Here is a 21,431-nt window from a genome sequence, read left to right as displayed (position 1 = left end):
GAAACCCTCGTTCGATCGCCAGGGCGGAATTCTTGGTCGAACAACGGGTTATCACCTCACTATGACCTTGGCGAGCATGACGGAGGAGTGGAAGCAGCAGTAGTAGCTGTAGGTCCCGGGCGAATTGAACCGGAAGCTGTAGGACTGTCCCGGACTCAACGGCCCCGAGTGCAGCGGACCACGACCGTCGCTCTTCACCGAGTGCAGAACCGCGCCGTCGTTGGTCCAGGTAACCGTGGTGCCCTGGCTGACGGTCAGCGTCGACGGAGAGAAGGCGAAGTCGACGATTCCCACCTGCACGGCGGAAGGTACATTCGGAGCGTTGAAGGAGACGGTGGACACCACCGCAGCCGCTGCCGAGGGCGCCTGCTGACCGGCTGCCTGGGCGGAGTCACTCCCGTACCCTGCGCCGAGCATGGAAACGGCCCCCACGGTGGCGGCAGCCACCATTAACGTGGTGATGCGGCGTTTGCGCGCTCTCCTCGGTGTGCCTGTATCTGAGTGAAGAGTCATGATGTCGACCCATTCGTTGTGCGCGGATCCTCGCGCGACCCGGCAGATGCGGGTCGCGCATCCGGATATTGCCCAGCGTACTCCTTGCTTTGATGGATATGAGAGGCCGTTTGCGGCCATCCTGAGAAGGTCGCTCAGGATGGCCGCAGCGGTGTACCACGGGTATTCTGCCCATGTGGAACGGCCTGGCCGTTGCCCGGTCCGGCCTGGTGGAGCGACTGCCCGCAGCGCGCGAAATCCGTGTCACGCGCCCGGGACCGATAGTTCCGTGACTTTCCGTTACGACGCCCGCGGCCTCGGCGCGAACGGCCCTTGGTGGACCGAGGACTTCGCCGCGTCCCGGTAGCCGCCGCTCGCACCTGGCCCGCGGCCGCCCGGCCGCCCGGCGACCGGGCCTGACGCGAACGAGTCCGGTGACGACACGTCGCCACCGGACTGACAGCAGGCGTCACACGAGGAGGCACTCGGCTGACCGGCCGACGCGGGCGGCTCACCACGCAGCGGGCAGGGTCACGGTGAAGGTGGTGCCCTGTCCTGGCGCCGTGCGCACCGAGACGGTACCGCCGTGCGCTTCGGCGATCGACTTGACGATGCCGAGGCCGAGTCCGGCGCCGCCGGGACCGCGGGCTTCGTCGCCACGATAGAAGCGCTCGAACACGCGGCTCGCGGTCTCGCGGTCCATGCCGGGACCTTCGTCGGTGACCGCCAGCTCTATGGCGCCGTCGAGGAGCGAACGCACCATCACGGCTGCCGGCGTTCCCGAAGGGGTGTGCCGCAGAACGTTGTCCAGCAGGTTGCGCAGCACCTGCCTCAGCCGTTCCTCGTCGCCGCAGGCCGTGATCCGGCCCGGGACGTCCACGGCGATCGGCCGGTCGGGGGCGAGGAGGCGGGTGTCGGCGACGGCGTCCGTGATCAGGCGGCCCAGATCGAACGGAGATCTCACGAGCGGGCGGCCCTGGTCGAGCCTGGCGAGCAACAGCAGTTCCTCCAGCATGGCGTGCATCCGAGCGGCCTCGCTCTCGATCCGCAGCATGGCTCGTTCGAGCAGCGCGGGGTCGCGGGCCAGTCCGTGCAGGTGCAGCTGGGCCCATCCGCTGATCGAGGTCAGCGGGGTGCGCAGTTCGTGCGAGGCATCGGCCACGAACTGCCGGAGCCGTTCCTCGGAGCGCTGCCGCTCGTCGAACGCCCGGTTGAGGGCGGTGCCGACCTCGCCGAGCTCGGAGTCGGGCCGGGCGACCTGGATGCGCTGGCCGGGATCACCGTCGGCGATCGCGGTGGCGGTCGCGGCCATGTCCCGCAGCGGGTGCAGGCTCACCCGCAGCACGCCGCGGCTGAGTAGGGCGATTCCCATCAGCACGGCGAGGGTCGCGATCGCATCGGCGCCGATCAGCCAGTACACGATGTCCTCGCCGGGCCCGAGGCTCGTGGCCGCCACGACGGTGCTGAACGTCGCGGGGGGTGTGCCGGGTGCCGTTCGGACCTCGGCCGGTGCACCGGCAGGGAAACTCAGGGCGCGGTACCTGACCGTGGGTGCGCCACGGCCCGAGACCGTGACGGCGTGCCGGGCGAACCCGGCGGGGACCGGCGCGGGCAGGTCGGGCCGCGGTATGGGGCGGCCGTCGAGGCCTCCTGCCGCCGTCTGTGCCACCACTGCGCCGTTCTGGTCGAGCAGCGCGAGGTAGGCGCCGCCGGGCAGCAGCGAGTTGAGGTCGGCCGCGCTGATCGGGGTGGTCCGGCTCGTGAGGTGCTGCTGGATCGCGGTACGGGCCTGGCTGAGCTGGGCGTCCGCGGCCTCTATGAGGTACAGGCGAAGGCCTATCAGCGAAGCGGCGTTGACGGCGACCATGCCCAGGGCCGCGAGCAGGATGACCCCCGCGATCAGCCGCGCCCGCAGTGAGCCGCGCCATGCCCGGGCCACGTCAGCCGCCTTCGGGCAGCCGAAGGCTGTAGCCGAAGCCGCGCACCGTGTGGATCAAGGCCGGCGGTTGGACATCCACCTTCGCCCGGAGCCGGGACACGAGTTTCTCGACGACACCCTCGCTGAAATGGTGCTGCCAGACGTGGTGCGTGATCTGGTCCTTCGACACCACGTGGTCGGCGTTGACCAGCAGGTACCGCAGGAGCCGGTACTCGGTCGGCGACAGGCCGACCAGGCGGTTTCCGCGGTGGACCCGCCGGCTGCGCTCGTCCATGGACAGATCGGCGAAGCGCAGGACCGGAGCGGGCCCCGCCGTCGTACCGGCCCTGCGCAGCAGGGCGTGCACCCGGGCGAGCAGTTCAGGAACGCTGAACGGCTTGGTGAGGTAGTCGTCGGCACCCATGGCGAGGCCCGCCACCCGGTCCTCGACCGAGTCCCGTGCCGTGAGGAACAGCACGGGCAGCTGTGCCCCGCTCTCGATCAGCCTCCGGCAGACGGCGAAGCCGTCCAGGTCGGGCAGCATCACGTCCAGCACGAGCAGGTCCACCGGAGTCGCCCGGTAGGCCCGCAGGGCGGCGGCGCCGCTGTCCGCCGTCACGACCCGGTACCCGGCAAGGCCCAGGGTGGTCTCCAGCAGCTCCGAGAGCATCGGGTCGTCGTCCACCACCAGCAGCCGCTGCCCGGCCCCTCGGAGCAGTGGCAAACCGTGTGCCGACGAAGCGGAGTGCATAGCAGGTACCCATCACAAGATCGCGTTGTCCACGGCGACAACGCGCCGCGCTGCTCTCGGGTTCCACGCGCCCGGATCGCCCGCTGTCAGGCAACGGTCAGGTTGTCGACCGGGCGAGGTCAGCAGCGTCGGGTTGGCTCGAACCACGGGGGACGTCGAGGAGAAAGGACCCACTCATGACCGGAACCGAGCCCGTCAGCGGGACGCAGCCCCTGGCGCGGAGCTGCCCCTTCGACCCACCGTCGGAGTACCGGACGCTGCGGGAGCAGAACCCGATCGCGGAGGTGACTCTGCCCGACGGCCTCCCCGGCGTGCTGGTCACCCGGTACGCGGACATCCGGACCGTGCTGTCCGACCCGCGGTTCAGCTCGCAGCGCCGGACGGTACGGATCGGCGCAGCCGAGCCGCAGGACGCACCGGTGCCGCCGCCCGCCCCGGGAATGTTCATCATGCTGGACGCGCCGGAGCACACCCGGTTCCGGCGGCTGCTCACCGGCCAGTTCACCGTGCGCCGGATGCAGCAGCTGGCCCCGGCGGTGGAACGCATCGTGGCCGAGCAACTGGACGCGATGGCGGGCGCCACGGGCCCGGTCGACCTGGTCGAGGCGTTCGCGCTGCCGATTCCCTCGCTGGTGATCTGCGAGCTGCTCGGTGTGCCCTACGCCGACCGGGAAGAGTTCCAGCGGGGTTCGGCCAGGATGCTCAAGGTCGACGGCGACCCGGAGGAGTCCCGGCGGGCGCAGCTGGAGATGCGGGAGTTCATGCACCGCCTGGTGCTCGCCAAGCGGGCCGAGCCCGGCGACGACATCCTGAGCGGTCTGGTGCGTTCCGGCGAGCTCTCCGACGAGGAACTGGTGGGTGTCGGCGTACTGTTGCTGGTCGCCGGGCACGAGACGACCGCCAACATGATCGCGCTGGGCACCATGTGCCTGCTGCGCAACCCCGAACAGTTGGACGTCCTGCGGGCCGACCCGTCGTTGCTGGACGGTGCCGTCGAGGAGCTGCTGCGCTACCTCAGCGTCATTCAGTTCGGTGTCCGCCGCACCGCACGGGAGGATCTGGAACTGAACGGCCACCAGATCAAGGCCGGCACGACGGTGGTCGCCGCGGTCGCGTCGGGGAACCGTGATGCGGCCCAGTTCCCCGGCGATGCCGACGAGTTGAACGTCGAACGCCCGTACAGCCCGCATGTGGCCTTCGGCCACGGAATCCACCAGTGCCTCGGCCAGCAGCTGGCCCGGGTCGAGATGAAGGCCGCTTACTCCGCCCTGTTCGACCGGTTCCCGACCCTGCGGCTGGCAGTGCCCGCGGAGGAGGTGCCGATGCGCGACGACATGGTCGTCTACGGCGTCCACGAGCTGCCCGTGACGTGGTAGGCGACACCACCACGGCGGTGGGTCACCGCATCTCGAACCAACCACACTGACACGGAGCCAAAACTGATGAAGATCACCGTAGAAGAGGACAGGTGCGTAGGAGCCGGCCAGTGCGTGCTCGCCGCGGCCGAGGTCTTCGACCAGCGCGAGGAGGACGGCATCGTGATCCTGCTCGATGCCGATCCCTCGGATGACCTGGCGGCCCGGGTGCGGGATGCCGCCGCCAGCTGCCCCGCCATGGCCATCACGGTGGCCGAGTAGTGCCTGCCACGGACCGCATCGTCCTGGTGGGCGCATCCGCCGCAGGGCTGACGGCGGCCGACACCCTGCGACGCGAGGGCTTCACCGGCACGCTCACCATGGTCGGCGAGGAGCCGCAACTGCCCTACGACCGGCCACCGCTGTCCAAACAAGTGCTGGCCGGCGACTGGCAACCGCACCGGACCACCCTGCGCCCTGAGACCGACCTCCAACGGCTCCAGGTGGACCTGCGGCTGGGCTGCCGGGCGGTCGGCCTGGACCCGATCGCCCGCACCGTCGCACTGGCCGACGGTGAGCGGCTCGGCTACGACGGCCTGATCATCGCCACCGGACTGCGCCCGCGCCGTCTGCCCTTCGGCCACGATCTGGCCGGCGTGCACGTGCTGCGCACCCTGGACGATGCGCTGGCCCTACGAGCGGAGCTCCTGGCCGGGCCGAGGCTCGTGGTGATCGGTGCCGGATTCCTCGGCAGCGAGATCGCCGCCACCGCGCGCGGTCTCGGCCTCGACGTCGCGTTGGTCGATGTCGAACCCGCCCCGCTGGCCAGGCAAGTCGGAGCACGGGTAGGAGAGTTGGTTGCCGGCCTGCACCGTGGACACGGTGTCCGCCTGCACCTGCGGCGCCGCGTCTCCAGCCTGACCGGCGAGCGCGGCCGGGTCACCGCGGTGGTGCTCGACGACGGCACCCGCCTGCCGTCCGACGTGGTCGTCGTCGCCATCGGTTCGGTGCCCGCCACCGACTGGCTGGTCGGCTCCGGGATCCCGCTGGGCGACGGGGTCCTCTGCGACCACAGCTGCCGAGCCGCGCCCGGCGTCTACGCGGCAGGAGACGTCGCCAACTGGCCGCACCCCGCGGCAGGCGGCCGGGTCCGCCTCGAACAACGCACCAACGCCACCCAGCAGGCCGTCACCGCAGCCAAGAACCTTCTCGCCGGACCGGATGGCGCCATCCGCTTCACACCGACCCCCTTCGGATGGACCGACCAATACGACACCAAGATCCAGATCCACGGATGGGCCCCCGCCGGCTCCCAGGTCGACGTGGTCGACGGCGACCCGCAGACGGGCAGGTTCGTCGCCCTCTACCGCTCGGACGGTCGCGTGGTGGGTGCCCTCGGCTGGAACAGCCCACGCGCGCTGCTCCACCACCGCAAGCGGATCGCCGAACCCGGCGCCGTATGAGCGGACAGCGGCCGGGAGAGTGGGCCGTGGCGGAGGCGAACACGCCCTGATCCGCGCACTGTTACGCAGTCGGGCTGCACTGTGCGAAGGCCGCTGACGCGGGTCGCCGATGTCGGCTGCCCGGGTGACCGGGCCGGACTCGCAGGCGGAGACCACCCTCCGGTCGCGGTCGCGGAGGCCGGTTTCGGTCTGGATGCGGCCAGCCTGCGTTCCTGCGCTCTGTTCGGCCCGGACGTGGCCGGCGGCGATCTCGGTGTCGTAGCCCCGGTCGGCCGGCAGGGTGTCCGGTCTGCGCCGTGGCCGGCCGACCAGGCTGGCCACGGCGGGGACCTTCCGAGCAGGGCAGCAGCTGGGCGACGTCGTTGGCCGCCGGTCAGCGACACCGCGAGCGGGATGCCCTGGCAGTCGACGAGGACGTGGGGCTTGTCCGTGAAGTCGAACTGGAGCCGCTGGGTGAGAGCCAGGTCGAGATGTGGTGCGACCTCCGCCGGGATGAGCGCGGCGGCGTGCGGGGTGGAGACGATCAGGTCGGCCTCGGCCAGGGCGTTGTCGAGTGAGCGGTGGCCGCGGTCGGCGTAGAAGACGATCTCGTCGGCCGTGAAGCGGCGGCCTGCGGGCCGGAGCAGTGGGTCGCCCAGGGGTACGGCAGCAGCTTCTCCGGTGGGTGGCAGGTCGTCGCCGTGAACGGGGGAGCCGGCCAGCAGTCGTCATGCGTCCAGTTATGACGACAGTGGTGTCGGTAAGTTGGATATGATCCCGACAGGTGCGTCGCCAAAATGGTGCGGCGCCACATGCTGTGGAGTTGCCATGTCCTACACCGTCATGAACCGGATCGACGTCGAGGCCGCGGAGGCCGAGGCCTTCGAAGCGCGGTTTGCCGCCAGCATGAGCGCCACCCTGCCCGGTGTGCCGGGGCTGGTGCGGTCGGCTCTGCTGCGCCCGCAGGCGGAGGGCGCGCCGTACGTCGCGGTCATGGAGTTCACGGGCGTGGACGCCTTCCGGGCGTGGATGTCCTCGGACTCCTTCAAGGCGGCGCACGGGCACTCGGCAGGGCAGGAGGGCGCCGGCGGGGCGCACGTCGAGGCGTTCCACACGGTGGCGGAGGTCACCTCCTGAGGTCCTCCTGGCGCGTCCGGCTGCGGTGGTCCGCGGCCGGACGGATCCGTCGGTGGGTACCGGCGCGGTGATACTAGGGGCCAGCCGTTCGGCATCGTCGCGATGCGGACGGCTGGCAGAGACCGTCACGCGCAGGAGGACAGAACCGGCAATGCCGAAGATCAGCGCCGCCACAGTGGCCGAGCACCGTGCCCAGCAGCAAGCGGCGCTGATCCGGGCCGCCGTCGACGTCCTGGTGGAACAGGGGGCCGCCGCCGTCACCCCGGCGAGCGTGGGGGCGCGGGCGGGGCTGGCCCGCTCCAGCGTCTACCAGTACTTCCCGTCCGGCGCAGCGATCCTCGCAAGCGTCGTCGAGTCGTCGTTCGCCGATGCGAACCGGGCCGTTGACCACGCCCTCCACGGCCTGAACGACCCGGTCGAGCGCATCGTCGCGTACATCGAGACCGAGCTCCGCCTGGCCGAGCAGGGCGCCCACCGGCCGGCCAGCGCCCTCATGCGGGCGGACCTGCCGGCGGAGTGCCAGGAGCGTGTGCGGGAACTGCACCGTCAGCACGCGGCGCCGCTGCTCGCCGCGATCGCGGACTCCGGTGCGCCGGATCCACTGCTGACCGCACAGCTGGTCGGCGGTCTGCTCCAGGCGGCCGTGAGCGCGGTGGACGGTGGGGGAGACCGGGGGGCCACGGCAGAGCGCGTGCTCTCGTTCATCCGGGAGGGGCTGTTCCCCAGGGCGACACGGATCTGAGCCGGGCTGGGGCGGGCACCCACTCCGGCACCCCGAGAGGCTGCCCTGCGTCGAGGGCGGCTGCGTGATCACCCTCCCCGCCCACAGCGGCGTCGTCCTTGGCGGTCCCAACGGGACGACGGACTGATGGGCTGGGACAGGCAGCCACCGCGCAACCCTCCAGACAGGAACGCGCACACCTCCCTGACCGCTGTCACATCGCTGACCGGATCGTTCCGCATCCGGCCCCGATGGTGCCTTCAGCCGACGGCCCCCGGCCGCCAGGATCGAGGCATGAACAGAGCACTCCTCGTCATCGACGTCCAGGAATCCTTCCGCCGCCTGGAGAAGTGGGCGGCCGTCTCCAACCCCGATATCGTCGGCCAGGTGAACAAGCTGGTCGCCCACGCCCGCGCCGAAGGGGACCTGGTCGTCTGGATCCTCCACGCCGAGCCCGGCACCGGAACGGTCTTCGACCCGGCCCTCGGCCACGTGCACCCGATCGACGGGCTGCAGCCCGCCGAGGGCGAGCCCGTCATCAGCAAGACCTCGCACAACGCGTTCACCACCACCAACCTGCAACAGCTGCTCACCCAGCACGGCATCCGCGAACTGACCGTCAGCGGCATCCGCACCGAGCAGTGCTGCGAGACCACCACCCGGATCGCCTCCGACCTCGGCTACGACGTCACCTTCGTCACGGACGCCACCGCCACCCACCCGATCGAACACCGCGACGCGCCGCCCGGACGCAGCCTGGCGGAGATCCTCGCCGACCCGCGCACCCTGCCCACCGACGAGATCACCGCCCGCACCGAGTACGCCTTGTCGGGCCGCTTCGCCCGCGTCACCACCGTCAAGGAGCTGACTGGATCGTGACCCGCGTCGTCTTCCTGCTCGTCCCGCAGCTGCACCTGCTGGACCTCGCCGGCCCCGCCCAGGTGTTCTCGACCGCCGCCGACCACGGCCTCGGGTACGAGATCGGCTACGTGGCCGAGCAGGAGGACGTCCCCACCGCGCAGGGACTGTCTCTGCGCGCCGCCACCGAATGGCCGCGACTGTCCGCCGGAGACCTGATCGTGGTCCCCGGTTGGCGCGAGCCGCCGCCGCGCGCCGACGGGCTCTCTCCGGCGTCACTGGACCAGCTGACCGCCCACCACACGGCCGGCGGGACGGTCGCCAGCATCTGCACCGGGGCGACCGCACTCGGCCGGGCCGGGCTGCTGGACGGCCGCCGATGCACCACGCACCACGACGCGCAGGACGAACTCGCCCGCTGCCACCCCCGGGCCCGCGTGGCGCGCGACGTGCTCTACGTGGTCGACGACCGGGTCGTCACCTCAGCCGGCATCGCCAGCGGCATCGACCTCGCCCTTCACCTCGTCGCCGTCCGCCACGGCCCCGCGGCCGCCGCCCGGATTGCCCGCGACATGGTCGTCTACGCCCGCCGCAACGGCGACGAGCAGCAGACCAGCGCGATGCTCCGCCACCGCGCCCACCTGGCCGACGCCGTCCACCAGGCACAGGACCTGATCGACGCCCACTTCGCCACCCCGCTGCGCCTGGCCGACCTCGCCGCCGCGTGCGGCGTCAGCGAACGTACCCTCACCCGCCGCTTCACCGAGGCCACCGGCCTCACCCCGCTGCGCTACCAGCAGGAGCTGAGGCTCGAACACGCCGAGCACCTCGTCTCCCACGGCGCCACCGCCGAGACCGCCGCCCGCACGGTGGGCTTCCAGGACGCCCGCATGCTCCGCCGCCTGCGCGCCCGGGCATGAGCGGCCGCCTCAGCCGGCGCCCGGAGCCGGCCTGCGGGGTCTCGCAGCCGCAGCAGCGAACGCCGGTGATCCACGGCGTGATCCGCGAGTATGCCCCCACCGACCAGCATGAGCAGAGCAAGGCCGAAATCGGCCGACGCAGTGAACCGGCGCGGTGAGCACCGGACGCTCAGGGCCGGTCACGCACAGGTCCGACTCGATTCGCACGGCGCAGGCCGGAGCGGATGGTGATCTCGAAGTCTCCAGCCCGCGCCATGGGGCGCCCCGCGGGTCGGCACTCCGCCTCTCACCTGCACCAATCCGCCCTCTCGCCCGCGCCGACCCGCCGCTGATCCGCTTGGAACGCAGACCGACGGTCGAGATCGGTCCGTTTGGCGTCAACAATGGGATTTGTCCCTGTTGTGTTCTGGAGCAAGGCGGGGCCTGGCTTGGTCGACGTGCGGAGAAGTGCTGATGTGCCCGGGCGGCTTCCTCGTCCGACGCACGGCAGGCAAGGACGCCAAAAATACGGCCGGCCGCATGCGGGAAGGCCGAAGCGGCTGTTCAAGGGCCTGCTGAGCCCGCGCAGCCTCGCCGGCCCGGTGTTCCTCCTGCAACTTGCGGTGATGCTGCTGATCGTCGTCGCCGCGCTGGTGGCTCTCGTGGTCGGGGCTCGGCGCGACGCCATGGCGGATGCCCAGAGCCGGACACTCGCCGCGGCGCAGGCGTTCGCGAACTCCCCGGGGATCCTGACGGCACTGAGCGGCCCCGACCCGACCGCGGCCCTGCAGCCGTACGCCGAGGCGGCCCGGAAGGCCGCTGGCGTGGATGCCATCATCGTCTACGGGTTGGACGGGATCACGCTCACCCACAGCGACCCGAACCAGATCGGGAAGCACGTCATCGGTCCCTACGCGCAGGCGGCGACCGGCAAGCCCTTCACCAGCACCTTCCACGGGTCGCTGGGCCTCTCCGTGATCTCGGCGGTACCCGTCAAGGCCGCCGACGGCTCCGTCGTCGCCATCGTCTCCTCCCCGGTCACGGTCGGGAAGGTGCAGCACAGGGTGAACCAGCAGCTGCCGGTCCTGTTCGGCGGTGCCACGGTGGCTCTTGCCATCGGCGCGGGCGGGGCGAGCCTGGTGAGCCGCCGGCTGCAGCGGCAGACCCATGGCCTGGGCCCGGCCGAGATGACCAGGATGTACGAGCACCACGACGCCGTGCTGCACGCCGTCCGGGAGGGCGTGCTGATCCTCGGCGAGGACGGCCGCCTGCTGCTGGCCAACGACGAGGCCTCCCGGTTGCTCGGCCTGCCCGCCGACTGCGAAGGCCGTCCGATCACCGAGCTGGGCCTGGGCCACCCGGTCGCCGAGCTGCTGGCCTCGGGGCGAGTGGTCACCGACGCCGTGGTCGGCTCGGGCGACCGCCTACTCTCGGTGAACATCCGGGCCACCGACCGCAACGGGGGACCGCCCGGGCGGGTCGCGACCCTGCGTGACTCCACCGAGCTGCGCGCCCTGTCCGACAAGGCCGAGGCGGCCCGCGAGCGCCTCAAGATGCTGTACGAAGCCGGCAACACGATCGGCACCACACTCGACGTGGTGCGCACCGCCCAGGAACTCGCCGAGGCGGCCGTCCCGAGCTTCGCCGACTACGCCACCGTCGACCTCGCGGAGCCCGTCCTGCACGGCGACGAGCCCACCGGCACCCGGATCCTCCAACTGCAGCGCGCCGGGCTGAGCGGCGTCCACCCGGACACGCTGTTCCATCCCGTCGGTGCGACCATTCCGATCGTTCCCACCACCCCGTTCGGCCGCAGCCTGCAGCACGGTCAGTCCGTGATCGAGACGGATCTGACCAGCGCCGGCGTCTGGCACGACGAGGCCCCGGACCGGGCCCGGCGCACGGTCGACGACGGCATCCACTCGCTGCTGAGCGTGCCGCTGCTCGCCCGGGGCCAGGTCCTCGGCGTGGCCGTCTTCTGGCGCGCGGCCTCACCGGAGCTCTTCGACGAGGACGACCTCTCGCTGGCCGAGGAGCTGGTCGCCCGGGCCGCCGTCTGCATCGACAACGCCCGCCGCTACACCCGCGAGCACCGGATGGCCGTCACCCTCCAGCACAGCCTGCTACCCGGCGGACTGCCCGAGCAGAGCGCCCTGGACGTCGCCTACCGCTACCTGCCCGCCGAGGCCGGCGTGGGCGGTGACTGGTTCGACGTGATCCCGCTGCCCGGCGCCCGGGTCGCACTGGTGGTGGGCGACGTGGTCGGACACGGCCTGCACGCCGCCGCCACCATGGGCCAGCTGCGCACCGCCGTGCACAACTTCTCCTCCCTCGACCTGCCCCCGGACGAACTGCTCGGCCACCTGGACGACCTGGTCAACCAGATCGACCAGGACCGGGCGGCCCAGGACGGCGACGCCATCACCGGCGCGACCTGCCTGTACGCCATCTACGACCCGGTCACCCTGCGCTGCGCCATGGCCCGGGCCGGGCACCTGCTGCCGGCCCTGGTCCACCCGGACGGCTCGGTGGAGTTCCCCGAGTTGCCCGCCGGGCCGCCGCTCGGCCTGGTCGGCCTGCCGTTCGAGAACGCCGAACTACAGCTGCGGGAGGGTACCCGGCTGGTCCTCTACACCGATGGGCTGGTCGAGGACCGCTCCCGGGACATCGACGTCGGCCTCGAACTGCTGCGCACCACCCTCGGCCAGGGCGACCGCAGCCCCGACGACACCTGCGAGGCGGTGCTGAACGCCCTGCTGCCGGCCAACCCGACCGACGACATCGCCCTGCTGGTCGCCCGGACCAGGGCGCTGCCCGCCGACCGGGTCGCCGTCTGGCACGTCCCGGCCGACCCGGCCGCCGTCGCCCGGGTCCGGGCAGGCGTCACGGAACGGCTCACCGAGTGGGGGCTGGACGAGATGGCCTTCACCACCGAACTGATCGTCAGCGAGCTGGTCACCAATGCCATCCGGTATGCGATCGGTCCGATCCGGCTCCGGCTGCTCCGTGACCGCGCACTCATCTGCGAGGTCTCCGACGGCAGCAGCACCTCCCCGCACCTGCGGTACGCGGTCAGCACCGACGAGGGCGGGCGTGGGCTGTTCCTGGTCGCCCAGCTCTCCGAGCGCTGGGGCACCCGCTACACCCCCAACGGCAAAGTCATCTGGGCCGAACAGCACCTCCACGAGAGCGCCACCCCGGCAGTGGAAGGTCCCGGTGAGACCCCGCTCGTGACCACCGAAGGACGTCTGGAGTCATCGTGACCGCATCTCGTGCCCGAACGGCGACCGTCTCCGGCTGCCTGGTCCTCCTGGCCGTGGGCCTGGGCGCGTGCGGCCACACACCGCCTGCCACACCCAAAGACCCGTCGGTGGCCACCTCCGCGAAGGACGCGGGCGGCATGGACGCACTGACCGCCGCGGCGAAGAAGGAGGGCACGCTCAGAGCGATCGCGATCCCCCGCGACTGGGCCGACTACGGCGGCCTGATCGACGGCTTCGAGAAGAAGTACGGGATCACGGTCACGGTCGACAATCCTCTGGGCCACAGCCAGGACGAGATCGACGCCATCAAGAAGAACGGGACACAGCAGAGTGCCCCCGACGTCATCGACGTAGGGGACACGTTCGCCCGGGCAGCAGGCCAACAGAACCTGCTCGCGCCGTACAAGGTCGCCGCGTACCGCTCGATTCCGAGCAATCAGAAGGACGCGCAGGCCCGTTGGTCCAACAACTACGGGGGCTACATCTCCATCGGCTGCGACGCGAACCGCGTCGAGGTCTGTCCCCAGACCTTCGCCGATCTGCTGAAACCCGCTTACCAGGGCAAGGTCGCGCTTGAGGGCGACCCCACCCGCTCCGAGACCGGATTCGCCAGCGTGTACGCGGCGGCCCTGGCGAACGGCGGATCGTTCGACAACATCCAGCCCGGCCTCGACTTCTTCGCCAAGCTCAAGCAGACGGGCAACCTCGACCCGGTCGTCGCCACCTCGGCCACGGTCGCGAGCGGCCAGACGCCCATCAGCATCAACTGGGACTTCGTCAACCTCAACTACACCGGCCAGCTCCGCAGCAAAGGCGTCAACTGGCAGGTCTCGATCCCCTTCGACAGCAGCTTCGCCCAGTACTACGCGCTGGCAATCAACAAGGACGCCCCGCACCCGGCGGCCGCCCGCCTGTGGCAGGAGTACCTTTTCAGCGCCGAGGGTCAGAACCTCCGGCTCAACGGCTACGCCCGCCCGGTGCTGCTCGATGCCATGAAGAAGGACGGCACCCTTGACGAGGCCGCCTTCGCAAGATTGCCGACGGTTGAGGGAACGCCCGACTTCCCGACGGATGCGCAGACCGAGAAGGCGAAGGAGATGGTCGCCGTGGGCTGGGCGAAGGCCGTCGCGGACGGCTGACGCCGGGGGCGTGTCCAGCCGACGGCACACTTTCGCTAGCCCCGGTTTGTGAGAGGCCGCACACCGGGGCCACCGCTGGTTGTGCTCAAATGACCTTACGTGTCGGCCACCCGGCGCCGCGGATCGGCGATGTACCAGGCGCAGCAGCTCCACGGCCCGGGAGCGGGCCGCGCGCCGGCGTCGCACCGCACCACCGGATCCAACCAGCGCCGGCACCTGCCGTCCTGACCGGCTGTCGCCCCGGCCACCTCGCGCCCTCCGGGTGGGTTCGCGCCTCCGGGCCCAGCGTCAGCGGATGACGGATCGCAGCACGCAGGGGCGGGACGATCTCCGTCCCGCCCGTGCGCGGCGCGGTGGATCAGCTGCGGGTCCAGCGCTGGTTGGCCGAGTCGTTGCAGGTCCACAACTCGGCCGGGGTGCCGTTCGAGGTGGCGCCGCCGGTTGCCCACGATAGATCCGATGCATAAGCGGTGCTCATCGGGTGATGTTGTTGCCCCACAGCGTCCGGTCGTCGACGTTCTCCCGGGTCACCAGGGGGGCCGGCAGCCGGTCCTCCAGGCCGTTGGGCAGGGCGACGATGGTCGAACCGTGATCGGTCGGGCCGGTGGGGAAGGACCTGTTCTCGACGGCGGCCCGCGCGTAGTACAGCGCGTACTTGGCGTAGAGGTCGGCGGGCTGGCTCACCGTGGCGTCGATCAGGCCCTTGCGGATGGCGTCCAGTTCCTCGGGGATGCCGTCGTTGGAGACGATCGTGATGTGCCCGGGCTGGCCGGCCGGCTTCAGCAGGCCCTTCTGCTGCAGGAGCGACAGCGTCGGCTGCAGGAAGACTCCGCCGGCCTGCAGGTAGACGCCGTTGAGATCCGGGTTGGCGGCCAGCGTGCTCTGCAACTTGGCCGAGGCGGTGTCGCCGTTCCACTCGGTGGGGAGCTCGATCACCTGGATGCCCGGATAGTTGGCCTTCATGCAGCCGGCGAACCCGCGGGTGCGCTCGTAGGCGTTGATCGACACGAGCGCACCCTGCAGTTCGGCGACCTTCCCCTTCCCCTTGAGCTGTTTGCCCAGGAATTCGCATGCCTTGGTGCCGTACGCGACGTTGTCGGTCCGGACCACCATGTACACCTCGCCGTGTTCGGGCTCGGTGTCGACGACCACCGTGTTGATTTTCTCGTAGGACAGGTGGTCCAGAACCTGGTCCGTGTTGGGGGTGGACTGCGGCGCGATCACCACGGCCTTCACCCGACTGGCCTCGAAGTGCTGCAAGTTCGCCTTCAGCTGGGCCTCGTCGTTGTGCGAGTCGGTGATCGGCAGGGTGCGCGCACCCCCGGCCGCTATGCCGTCCTTCAGGTAACGCTCGTACGACTTCCAGAAGGCTGAGTCGTCGCGCGGGATGTCGATGCCGATGTCCGCGCCGCTCGCGTCGGCGGAGGTGGAGTCCTTCGCGCAACCGGTCAGCGACCCGGCGATCAGGACGGCTCCCGCCGCCGCGCCGGCGACCGCGGTTCGGCCCTTGAAGTGGTGCATTGCTTCAGCCCTTCTTTGCAGGCAGATGGTGACGTGGCGGTGCTGTGGTCGAGCCACTCCTCGACGGCCGCGACGTGCATGGCGGCGGCGCACGCGGCCAGGCCCGCGTCGCGTGCGGTGAGGGCGCGCAGGATCGCCTCGTGTTCGGTCTGCGCCCGGGCCCGGGCCCGGGCGTCGCGGGTGCCGCGGACGATGCGCAACCGCTGGGTGTGGGTGGAGAGGGTCGACAGCAGGGTGGACAGGACCGGGTTGCCGACGGAGTCCACGATGATCCGGTGGAACTCGATGTCCAGCTCGACGAACTCCTCCACACCGATGTCGCCGGCCGACCGGGCGAGGATCCGCTCCAGTTCCGCGAGCTGTTCCGACGTCAGGCGGCCGGCCGCCTGCGCGGTGGCCTGGGGCTCCAGCAACCGTCGTACGTGGAGGAGTTGCCGTGCTCCGTCACCGGCCGAGACGTCGGCTGCGAAGGCCATGGTCTCCATGAGGCGGTGGGGTTCCAGGCCGGAGACGTACGTGCCGTCGCCCTGTTTGGGCACCAGGATGCGCATGGCGGTGAGCGCGCGCACGGCCTCGCGCAGCGAGTTGCGGGACAGGCCCAGCTGCTCGGCGAGGTCCGCCTCGTTGGGCAGGCGCGAACCCGGTTCCAGACGTCCCGTCACGATCATCTGTTTGATCTTCGCGATCGCCAGATCGGTCACGGCCGTTGGAGACGCCTTGCGGGCGCCGTTGTTCGGGCGTTCAGGCATGCTTCAGCGACCTCCTGTCGCTCGGTGGGAGCCTGCGTGGGCAAGGGGGAGTGGCCCGCGCGGTGCGAGCACCCGGCGCAGGGGATGCACGGGGGCGGTGCGCCACGCGGGCTGCGGTACCGGATCGTCGGGGGGTCAGTCCTGTTGCTCGCCGGAGGTGAAGCGGGAGACGATCAGGGCGAGGATGATGATCACGCCGTTGAGGAACTGGTTCCACAGCGGCGGCACCCCGGCCAGGGTCATGACGTTGACGACGAGTTGGAGGGTGAGCACACCGGTGAGGGCGCCGAAGAGCGTCCCGCGCCCGCCGTTGAGGCTGACTCCGCCGATGACGGTGGCGGCGAACACCTGGAAGATCCATCCGTTGCCCTGGTCGGCGGAGATCGAACCGTAGTGGCCGGTGTAGAGGATGCCGGCGAAGGCGGCCAGCACCCCGCCGAGGACCAGGACGGTCCAGGTGATCCGGTCGACCCGGATGCCGGCGGCGCGGGCCGCCTCGGCGTTGCCGCCGATCGCGTACAGGGCACGGCCGTGGCGCAACCAGGCGAGTGCCGACCCGCCGACCAGGAACAGCAGGCCGCAGATCCAGATCGCGGCGGGGATGCCGAGCCAGGAGGCGGCGCCGAGGTAGCGGAAGGAGTCGGGCAGGTTGACGATCGACTGGCCCTGAGATACGGCGACCTGGAGGCCGCGTAGCAGGGTCAGCGCGCCGAGGGTGACGATGAAGCCGTTGAGGCGCAGCTTGAGGATCAGGAAGCCGTTGACCGCTCCGATGAGTGCGCCGATCAGCAGGCAGAGCGGAATGGCCGCCCAGCCGGGGAAGAGACCGAGGCCGTTGAAGCGCGCGCCGTGGTCGGGAAGCACCAGCCACACCGCGATGACGGGAGCGACGCCGATGGTGGACTCCAGGGAGAGGTCCATCCGTCCGGCGATCAGGATCAGGGCCTCGGCGAGCACCAGCACGCTGAGTTCGGTGGCCTGCTGGCCGACTCCGAGCAGGTTGTCCGCGGTCAGGAAGGCGGGTGAGACGGCGAAGCCGATGATGCCCAGCACGAGCAGGACCGGCAGCAGGGACAGGTCGCGGTAGCGGGCGAGGTCGAAGCGGCGGCGCGACGCCGTGGCGGCGGGCACGTTGAGTTCAGTGGCGGCCATGGCCTTCCTTCGTGTCAGGGGAGTCGGCCATGCCTTCCATGGCGGCGACCAGTTGTTCGTCGCTCCAGCCGCGGTCGAACTCCGCGACGATCCGGCCGTGGAACATCGCCACGACGCGGTCGCAGGCCCGCAGGTCGTCGAGTTCGTCCGAGACGATCAACGCCGTCTTCCCGCTGTCCGCGACCTGGCGGATGGTGCCGAGCAGGGACTCCTTGGACTTGACGTCGACACCGTTGGTCGGGCGGATGGCGACCAGGACGTGGGGCCGGGTGGCGAGAGCCCGGGCGATGACGACCTTCTGCTGGTTGCCGCCGGACAGCGCGGAGACGGGGGTGGTGGGGCCGGGCGTCTTGATGTCGAGATCGGCGATCATCCGCTCGGCGAAGGCCCGGGTGCGCGAGGGCAGTACGGTTCCGTACGGTCCGAGCTGGTCGGAGACGGTCAGGGTGGCGTTCTCGGCGACGCTGCGCTGGGGGACCAGGCCCTGGATGTGCCGGTCCTCGGGGACGAGGCCCACCCCGGCGGCGAGCGCGGCGGGTACCCGTCCGGTGCGCACCGGACGGCCCGCGACACTGATCCGGCCGGCGCGCGGGCGGTGCAGGCCGGCGATGGTCTCCCCGAGCTGGACGTTGCCGCTGGTGGCGGCGCCGGCCAGCCCGACGACCTCGCCGGCCCGGGCGAGCAGGGTCACGTCCCGGTAGGCGCCGGGCAGTTCGAGGCAGTCGACATCGAGCAGCGCAGCGGCGTCGGCGGTGGGCCCGGGACCGGTCGGTGCGAGGCCGGTGCTCACCGTCGCGGCCTCCCCGGTCATCGCCTCGACCAGCGCGTGTCGGCCGAGTTCGGCGACCGGGGCGGTGACGATGTGCCGGGCGTCGCGGTAGACGGTGACCGTGCCGCAGAGGTCGTAGACCTCCTGGAGGTGGTGCGAGATGAAGAGGAAGGCGACGCCCTGGGCCTGGAGTTCCCGCAGCTTGGCGAAGAGCTGGTCGATGCCGCGGGCGTCGAGCTTCGCTGTGGGCTCGTCCAGGATGATGAACCGGGCGCCGAAGGAGAGGGCCCGGGCGATCTCGATGAACTGCCGCTGCTCGACGGTCAGTTCCTCGGCGCGAGCAGTGGGGTCGACCTCGACGCCGTACTCGCCGAGCAGATCGGCGGCGCGCAGGCGCAGCTGCCGCCAGCTGATCGGGCGCAGCGATCGGGGGTTCTGCCGGTCCAGGCTGTGTCTGTTCAAGAACAGGTTCTCGGCGACGGTGAGGGCCGGGATGATGGTGGAGCGCTGGTAGACGCAGGCCACCCGGGAACGCCAGGCGTCGGTGTCGCCGGGCGCCGGGGCGGGTTCGCCGTTGAAGCGCAGGGTGCCGGTGTCGGCGGTCTGCAGGCCGGTCAGGATCGAGACGAGGGTGGACTTCCCCGCGCCGTTGCGGCCGACCAGGGCGTGGGACTCGCCGGCCTGGACCGAGATGCGGGCGTCGCTCAGCGCGACGGTGGCGCCGAAGCGCTTACTGATCCCATCGGCCTCGACGACCGGGCTCCTGGGGGGACTGGAGTCCGCCATTGCGGGTGTCCTTTCCGCTGGATGGGTCGGTGGGCGGCGGTGACGCACCGTCGGGTCGGGCGCCGGTCCGCCGCCCACGGGTGGGCCTGGGTCACTTGCCGACGTTGTTGCCCCACAGAGCCTTGTCGTCGACGTTGTCCTTGGTGACCAGCGGCGCGGGCAGCTGGTCCTCCAGGCCGTTGGGCAGGGAGATGACGGTCGAGCCGTGGTCGGTCGGGCCGGCCTGGAAGGTCTTGCCCTCGGCGGCTGCCCGCGCGTAGTACAGGGCGTACTTGGCGTAGAGGTCGGCGGGCTGGGAGACGGTGGCGTCGATGTCGCCCTTGCGGATGGCGTCGAACTCCTGCGGGATCCCGTCGTTGGAGACGACCGCGATGTGGCCGGGCTGCCCGGCGGGCTTGAGCAGGCCCTTCTGCTGAAGGAGGGCGATCGTGGGCTGCAGGAACACGCCGCCGGCCTGCAGGTAGATGCCGCCGAGGTCGGCGTTGGCGGCCAGGGTGGACTGGAGTTTGGCGGAGGCGACGTCGCCCTTCCAGTCGGTGGCCAGCTCGATCACCTGGATGCCGGGGAACTTGTCCTTCATGCAGGCGGCGAAGGCCTCGGAACGGTCGCGCCCGTTGACCGAACTGAGGGCCCCCTGGAGTTCGGCGACCTTGCCCTTGCCGCCGAGCTGCTGCCCGAGGAACTCGCAGGCCTTGGTGCCGTAGGCCTTGTTGTCGGCGCGGACGACCATGTAGACGTTGCCCTTGTCGGGGCGGGTGTCGACGCTGACGACCGGGATCTTCTTGGCGGACAGCTGGTCGAGGGTGGAGGCGATCGCGCCGGTGTCCTGCGGGGCCATCACCACGGCCTTCGCGCCGGTGTTCTGGAAGACCTGGACGTTGGCGACCAGCTTGGTCACGTCGTTCTGCGAGTTGCTCACCGGCAGGGTGTTCAGGCCCTCGGCGGAGGCGTCCTGCTTGACGTACTGCGCGTAGGAGTTCCAGAAGTCCGAGTCCGCGCGGGGCAGGTCGACGCCGATCGCCGGCTTGCCGGCGGCGGAACCGCCCGAGGAGGCGCTGCCGCGGTTGCAGGCGGTGCCGAGGCCCAGCAGGAGGACCGCCGTGGCGGCCGCGGCCACGGTCCGAGAGGTACGAGGCTTCACAGTGACGTTCTCCTTGGGTGGGTGTCCGAGGCGCGGGGGAGCGGGGCGCTCTGCTCGGTGGGACGGGCGATGCCCTCGGGTTCGGGGAGGAGGTGCCGGCCCGCCCCCGTGGCCCTCCCATCGGAAGGGCGGGCCGGCACCTGCTGGATGCGGTCGGGTCAGGGCGGTCCCGGCCGCGGGCCTTTGCCACCTCCGACTCTCACAGAATCATCGGATGGCTGGCGGGTACGAGGAGCCTACGAGCTTGTCGCCGAGGCGACAAGACTGGACCTCGGATGATTCCAAAACGTGACGTTCGGTCCGGGATTGAGCACCTTCTGCGCGACCTGAACTGGGTGTTGGCCTTGATAGTCGCGAGCGGCGGGAAAACATCGGAGGACTTCTTGTGCTTCCTGTGGGGCATCCGTATGGTTCAAGCACCTCCGAGTCATCCGATGTATGGCCGGAGGGGGAATGCTCCCTTCAGCATCGAGAGGCATCACATGAAGCTGCTGCGCGTCGGAGCCCCGGGCGAGGAGGTTCCGGCCGTCCAGGGCGCGGACGGCCGCACCTTCGCCCTGTCGTCGGTGACCGATGACATCGACGGGGCGTTCCTCGCCTCCGGCGGCGTCGAGCGGGTCCGCCGGGCGCTCGCCGCGGGGGCCCTGCCGTCGCTCGACGTCGCCGACCGCCGCATCGGTGCACCGGTAGCGCGCCCCGGCAAGGTGGTCTGCATCGGGCTGAACTACCGCGACCACGCGGAGGAGACCGGTGCGCCGGTCCCCGAGCGCCCGGTGGTGTTCATGAAGGACCCGTCCACGGTGATCGGCCCCCGCGACACCGTGCTGATCCCGCGCGGATCGGCGAAGACCGACTGGGAGGTGGAACTCGCGGTCGTCGTCGGCGAGCGGACCCGCTACCTCGCCGACCCCGCCGAGGCCGCGCGGTGCATCGCCGGCTACGCGATCAGCAACGACGTCTCGGAGCGGGAGTTCCAGCTGGAGTTCTCGCCGCAGTGGGACCTCGGCAAGTCCTGCGAGACCTTCAACCCGCTGGGTCCCTGGCTGGTCACCCCGGACGAGGTCGGCGACCCGCAGTCGCTCGGGCTCCGGCTGGACGTCAACGGTGTGCGCCGGCAGGACGGCCGCACCGAGCACATGATCTTCGATGTCCCCTACCTGGTCTGGTACTTGAGTCAGTACCTGGTCCTCAACCCGGGCGACGTCATCAACACGGGAACCCCCGCCGGCGTCGCCCTCGGGCTGCCGGGCAACCCCTACCTGCGCACCGGCGACATCGTGGAGCTCTCAATCGACCGCCTCGGCAGCCAGCGCCAGACGTTCATCAACGCGTGAAAGG

At 70.7% G+C, this 21,431-nt stretch carries 19 protein-coding genes; 11 read left to right on the top strand and 8 right to left on the bottom strand.

What is annotated here, in order from left to right; genetic code table 11:
- Positions 1 to 51: 51 nt before the first annotated feature.
- The 3 genes from ACWC9T_RS23960 to ACWC9T_RS23950 all read right to left on the bottom strand — a co-directional run bounded on the left by ACWC9T_RS23960 (position 52) and on the right by ACWC9T_RS23950 (position 3,134).
- Complete coding sequence (locus ACWC9T_RS23960) at positions 52 to 450, bottom strand: plastocyanin/azurin family copper-binding protein (RefSeq protein ID WP_449823096.1); 399 nt, start codon at positions 448 to 450, stop codon at positions 52 to 54.
- 553 nt (positions 451 to 1,003) lie between these two features.
- A complete protein-coding gene (locus ACWC9T_RS23955; RefSeq protein ID WP_449823095.1) occupies positions 1,004 to 2,431 on the bottom strand; it encodes a sensor histidine kinase in 1,428 nt (475 codons plus the stop codon).
- 1 nt (position 2,432) lies between these two features.
- Entirely contained in the window at positions 2,433 to 3,134 is a 702-nt protein-coding gene (locus ACWC9T_RS23950; protein ID WP_449823094.1) for a response regulator transcription factor, read from the bottom strand.
- A gap of 203 nt (positions 3,135 to 3,337) precedes the next feature.
- Between ACWC9T_RS23950 and ACWC9T_RS23945 the strand changes: the two genes are divergently transcribed.
- From ACWC9T_RS23945 to ACWC9T_RS23900, 10 genes are all read left to right on the top strand, one after another.
- A complete protein-coding gene (locus ACWC9T_RS23945; protein ID WP_449823093.1) occupies positions 3,338 to 4,537 on the top strand; it encodes a cytochrome P450 in 1,200 nt (399 codons plus the stop codon).
- 66 nt (positions 4,538 to 4,603) lie between these two features.
- Positions 4,604 to 4,798, top strand: a complete 195-nt coding sequence (locus ACWC9T_RS23940; RefSeq protein ID WP_449823092.1) for a ferredoxin — start codon at positions 4,604 to 4,606, stop codon at positions 4,796 to 4,798.
- The gene (locus ACWC9T_RS23935) at positions 4,798 to 5,979 is read left to right on the top strand and encodes an NAD(P)/FAD-dependent oxidoreductase (RefSeq protein WP_449823091.1); all 1,182 of its coding nucleotides are present in this window, start codon (positions 4,798 to 4,800) and stop codon (positions 5,977 to 5,979) included. Before ACWC9T_RS23940 ends, ACWC9T_RS23935 begins: the two co-directional genes overlap by 1 nt.
- Before the next feature lie 362 nt (positions 5,980 to 6,341).
- Entirely contained in the window at positions 6,342 to 6,536 is a 195-nt protein-coding gene (locus tag ACWC9T_RS23930) for a hypothetical protein (RefSeq protein WP_449823090.1), read from the top strand.
- A 250-nt stretch (positions 6,537 to 6,786) separates the two neighbouring features.
- Positions 6,787 to 7,095: an antibiotic biosynthesis monooxygenase family protein gene (locus tag ACWC9T_RS23925; protein ID WP_449823089.1), complete on the top strand. Its 309-nt coding sequence runs from the start codon at positions 6,787 to 6,789 to the stop codon at positions 7,093 to 7,095.
- Positions 7,096 to 7,246: 151 nt separating this feature from the next.
- On the top strand, positions 7,247 to 7,837 hold the full coding sequence (locus ACWC9T_RS23920) for a TetR/AcrR family transcriptional regulator (protein ID WP_449823088.1): 591 nt from the start codon (positions 7,247 to 7,249) through the stop codon (positions 7,835 to 7,837).
- Between the two features lie 273 nt (positions 7,838 to 8,110).
- A complete protein-coding gene (locus tag ACWC9T_RS23915; RefSeq protein WP_449823087.1) occupies positions 8,111 to 8,695 on the top strand; it encodes a cysteine hydrolase family protein in 585 nt (194 codons plus the stop codon).
- Positions 8,692 to 9,594, top strand: coding sequence for a GlxA family transcriptional regulator (locus ACWC9T_RS23910; protein ID WP_449823086.1), 903 nt, complete (start codon positions 8,692 to 8,694; stop codon positions 9,592 to 9,594). Before ACWC9T_RS23915 ends, ACWC9T_RS23910 begins: the two co-directional genes overlap by 4 nt.
- A gap of 605 nt (positions 9,595 to 10,199) precedes the next feature.
- Positions 10,200 to 12,836 carry a SpoIIE family protein phosphatase gene (locus ACWC9T_RS23905; RefSeq protein ID WP_449823085.1) on the top strand — a complete coding sequence of 879 codons (2,637 nt, stop codon included), beginning with the start codon at positions 10,200 to 10,202 and terminating at the stop codon, positions 12,834 to 12,836.
- Entirely contained in the window at positions 12,833 to 13,975 is a 1,143-nt protein-coding gene (locus tag ACWC9T_RS23900) for an ABC transporter substrate-binding protein (protein WP_449823084.1), read from the top strand. Before ACWC9T_RS23905 ends, ACWC9T_RS23900 begins: the two co-directional genes overlap by 4 nt.
- A 474-nt stretch (positions 13,976 to 14,449) precedes the next feature.
- On the opposite strand, the gene ACWC9T_RS23895 is transcribed toward ACWC9T_RS23900, so the two are convergent.
- The 5 genes from ACWC9T_RS23895 to ACWC9T_RS23875 form a co-directional block, all read right to left on the bottom strand.
- The gene (locus ACWC9T_RS23895; protein WP_449823083.1) at positions 14,450 to 15,496 is read right to left on the bottom strand and encodes a sugar ABC transporter substrate-binding protein; all 1,047 of its coding nucleotides are present in this window, start codon (positions 15,494 to 15,496) and stop codon (positions 14,450 to 14,452) included.
- Positions 15,439 to 16,245 carry a FadR/GntR family transcriptional regulator gene (locus tag ACWC9T_RS23890; protein WP_449823082.1) on the bottom strand — a complete coding sequence of 269 codons (807 nt, stop codon included), beginning with the start codon at positions 16,243 to 16,245 and terminating at the stop codon, positions 15,439 to 15,441. The genes ACWC9T_RS23895 and ACWC9T_RS23890 overlap by 58 nt, the downstream gene beginning before the upstream one ends.
- A 135-nt stretch (positions 16,246 to 16,380) precedes the next feature.
- Positions 16,381 to 17,397, bottom strand: coding sequence for an ABC transporter permease (locus ACWC9T_RS23885; protein WP_449823081.1), 1,017 nt, complete (start codon positions 17,395 to 17,397; stop codon positions 16,381 to 16,383).
- The gene (locus ACWC9T_RS23880; RefSeq protein WP_449823080.1) at positions 17,384 to 18,952 is read right to left on the bottom strand and encodes a sugar ABC transporter ATP-binding protein; all 1,569 of its coding nucleotides are present in this window, start codon (positions 18,950 to 18,952) and stop codon (positions 17,384 to 17,386) included. The genes ACWC9T_RS23885 and ACWC9T_RS23880 overlap by 14 nt, the downstream gene beginning before the upstream one ends.
- Positions 18,953 to 19,043: 91 nt before the next feature.
- Positions 19,044 to 20,093: a sugar ABC transporter substrate-binding protein gene (locus ACWC9T_RS23875; protein ID WP_449823079.1), complete on the bottom strand. Its 1,050-nt coding sequence runs from the start codon at positions 20,091 to 20,093 to the stop codon at positions 19,044 to 19,046.
- A 482-nt stretch (positions 20,094 to 20,575) separates the two neighbouring features.
- Between ACWC9T_RS23875 and ACWC9T_RS23870 the strand changes: the two genes are divergently transcribed.
- Complete coding sequence (locus tag ACWC9T_RS23870; protein WP_449823078.1) at positions 20,576 to 21,427, top strand: fumarylacetoacetate hydrolase family protein; 852 nt, start codon at positions 20,576 to 20,578, stop codon at positions 21,425 to 21,427.
- Positions 21,428 to 21,431 lie beyond the last annotated feature (4 nt).

The sequence above is a fragment of the Kitasatospora sp. NPDC001159 genome, assembly GCF_053598235.1.
Note: the sequence above shows the minus strand (reverse complement) of the source record. Positions and strands in the feature narration are given on the sequence as shown.